Genomic DNA, 676 nt, shown 5'->3' on the forward strand with positions numbered 1-676 from the left:
ACCAGACAGATACAAAGCTACCCAAGAGTTCACACTCCCTCGGGAGATCCCAAGCATTTCGGCGACTTGTGTCCGATTGTAGCCACGCAAGAAGTGGTGTAACGCCAGATAGCGCGTTCTCATCCTCAAATCGCTGACTTTCTTGGCAAGTTGCTTGAAATCGCTGGAAGTATGCATCGTCGATGCTCGGGTCACTAATCAAAGCACTATTAGATCAAACTTTTAGTGCAATTGGTATAATTGCACATACGAAAAAAGCCTCATCCTAAGATGAGGCTTTTTCGAAATAGATAGCGTCGTTACCGGCTATCTCAAGAGCCAGAACACGCGCCCCCGGCGTGACAGGCCGCTGCTCTAATAAAGCGCTAACCAACTGAGCTAGCACTCACTTTTTGAGCACATACGAAAAAACCCAGCCGCAAGGCTGGGTTCATCGAAATAGATGGCGGAGTGGACGGGACTCGAACCCGCGACCCCCGGCGTGACAGGCCGGTATTCTAACCAACTGAACTACCACTCCGCACTATTCTGTGCTGCTAACATTGTTAACAAAATTAGGCGCTTGGCGGTGACCTACTCTCACATGGGAACTCCCACACTACCATCGGCGCGATTGCGTTTCACTTCTGAGTTCGGCATGGGATCAGGTGGTTCCACAATGCTATTGCCACCAAGC

General features: G+C 50.3%; 1 protein-coding gene, 1 tRNA gene and 1 rRNA gene. All 3 read right to left on the bottom strand.

Annotation, left to right across the window (positions count from 1 at the left end):
* Positions 1 to 177 (bottom strand): helix-turn-helix domain-containing protein (locus tag ABEA08_RS09440; protein WP_345335055.1); only part of this gene is annotated, 177 nt, incomplete at its 3' end.
* Positions 178 to 443: 266 nt separating this feature from the next.
* Positions 444 to 520 (bottom strand) — tRNA-Asp (locus ABEA08_RS09445).
* A 40-nt stretch (positions 521 to 560) separates the two neighbouring features.
* A 5S ribosomal RNA gene (rrf, locus tag ABEA08_RS09450) occupies positions 561 to 675 on the bottom strand.
* Position 676: the final 1 nt, after the last annotated feature.

The sequence above is a fragment of the Ferrimonas pelagia genome (genome assembly GCF_039543565.1).
Classification (GTDB): Bacteria; Pseudomonadota; Gammaproteobacteria; order Enterobacterales; family Shewanellaceae; genus Ferrimonas; species Ferrimonas pelagia.